This is a genomic window from Bradyrhizobium sp. (genome assembly GCF_019244115.1).
GTDB lineage: Bacteria > Pseudomonadota > Alphaproteobacteria > Rhizobiales > Xanthobacteraceae > Bradyrhizobium.
On sequence record NZ_JAFATE010000892.1, the window covers coordinates 1 to 2,039 of the forward strand.

Annotated in this window: 3 protein-coding genes; 2 read left to right on the top strand and 1 reads right to left on the bottom strand. The window is 61.8% G+C overall.

What is annotated here, in order from left to right:
- The first annotated feature begins 7 nt into the window (after positions 1-7).
- A complete protein-coding gene (locus tag JOZ76_RS37275) occupies positions 8-259 on the top strand; it encodes a DUF1236 domain-containing protein (RefSeq protein ID WP_291706366.1) in 252 nt (83 codons plus the stop codon).
- Between the two features lie 18 nt (positions 260-277).
- Positions 278-556, top strand: coding sequence for a hypothetical protein (locus tag JOZ76_RS37280; RefSeq protein WP_291706364.1), 279 nt, complete (start codon positions 278-280; stop codon positions 554-556).
- Here the strand turns inward: JOZ76_RS37280 and glyS are convergent.
- On the bottom strand, positions 540-2,039 hold a 1,500-nt coding region (gene glyS, locus JOZ76_RS37285; protein WP_291706365.1), incomplete at its 5' end, for a glycine--tRNA ligase subunit beta. The two genes, JOZ76_RS37280 and glyS, sit on opposite strands and share 17 nt — an antisense overlap.

Genomic DNA, 2,039 nt, shown 5'->3' on the forward strand with positions numbered 1-2,039 from the left:
GGCCGTCATCCTCGATGACGACGCCGGGATAGCGGTCGAACAGCGGCCGGCGTTTCGCGAATATGTGATCCGCGAGCGCATCCCCAACTACACCATGCCGGAACGCGTGATCGTCGGCGGCATTCTCCCCGAAACCGGCGTGACCTACTACGACGTGCCGCAAACGTTTGGCGTGACACCCTATCGATACACGGTCATCAACGGCGAGACCGTGCTGGTGGAACCGCGGTCACGGCGCATCGTGCAGGTGATCGAATAATGCGATCGAGTAGCGTGATTGCTGATCGAATTGCGTGATCGTTCGGTCGTCGGCCTCCCCCCGCCCAGACGGCCGGGCGTGAAGGCCCTGTCCGGTTATTCCCCCCACCGGGCAGGGCTTTTTCGTTTTGGCATGGCCTCACGAAAACTGAGTCGTCATGCCCCGGGCATGCGGGGCATCCAGCAACCATCAGCGCCTGCAATGATCGGCAGTCGTGGTTACTGGATCACCCGCTTTTCGTGGGTGATGACCACCGGTGCGGGAGAGATCACCCGCGCGATCAACCTTCAATCTTAGAAAAGTCCGCAACGGCGCGCGTGGCGCTGCGAATTTCGTTGAGCAGCCTCAGGCGGTTCTCGCGGATCTTTGGATCGTCGTCATTGACCTTGACCTTGTCGAAGAACGCATCGACCGCCGGACGCAGCTTTGCCATCGCGCCCATCGCGCCGGCAAAGTCTTCCTTCGCCACGGCCCTCGAGGCTTCGGCCTTCACCTGATCGATCGCCTTCGCCAGCGCCTTTTCCTCGGGGAGGGAGTAGAGCGTGGCCTCGGGCGCGCCATCAAAAGTCCGCTTGTCCTTCTTCTCTTCGATGGCGAGGATGTTGCTCGCACGCTTGGTGCCGGCGAGCAGGTTCTTGCCATCATCGGTGTCGAGGAATCTGCCGAGCGCCTCGACCCGTCGCACGATCATCAACAGGTCATCCTGTCCTTCCAGCGTGAACACCGCATCGGCTAGGTCATGCCGGGCGCCCTGTTCGCGGAGTTGCACTTTCAGGCGATCGGCGAAGAAGGCGAGGAGATCGGCAGGGAGCTTCTGACCATCCGCGTGTTTTTCGCGCAGACCGTCGAGTGCCAAACCTGTAACTTTAAGCATCGACAGGCGGAGCGCGTTCTCGACGATCAGCCTGATCACCCCGAGGGCCGCACGCCGCAGCGCATACGGGTCCTTGCTGCCAGTCGGTTTTTCGTCGATCGCCCAGAAGCCAACCAATGTGTCGATCTTGTCCGCAAGCGCAACCGCGATGCTGACCGGATCGGTCGGCACACGATCGTTGGGCCCCTGCGGCTTGTAGTGCTCCTCGCTCGCGGCAGCGACGGAGGCATCCTCGCGCTGCGCCAGCGCGTAGTATTTGCCCATCAGGCCCTGCAACTCGGGAAATTCGCCGACCACTTCCGTGAGCAGATCGGCTTTCGCGAGTTTTGCCGCGCGCTTGGCGTTCTCGACATCGGCGCCCACAAGCGGCGCGATCTCGGCGGCGAGCCGCTCGATGCGGGCGATGCGCTCAGCCTGCGTGCCGAGCTTTTCGTGGAACACGATCTGCTCGAATCTCGGCAGGCGGTCTTCGAGAGGCGTCTTCAGATCGGTCTGATAGAAGAATTTTGCATCCGACAGCCGCGCGCGGATCACGCGCTCGTTGCCGGCCACGATGGTCTTGCCGCCGTCGCTGGCCTCGATATTGGCGACGAGGATGAATCGATTGGCGAGCTTTCCGATCTTGGGATCGGAGACCACAAAGCATTTCTGGTTGTTGCGGATGGTGGCGCGGATCACCTCCCCGGGAATTTTCAAAAACGCTTCGTCGAACGAGCCCATCAGCACGACCGGCCATTCGACGAGGCCCGCGACCTCATCCAGCAGCGTCTGGTCCTCGACCAGCTCAAAGCCTTGCGCGAACGCAAGCTGCTTGGCGTCGGTAACGATCGTATCCTTGCGCCGATCAGGGTCGAGCACGACCTTGGCTTGCAGCAGCTTCTCTTCGTAGTCGTCGAAGCGGCGCAC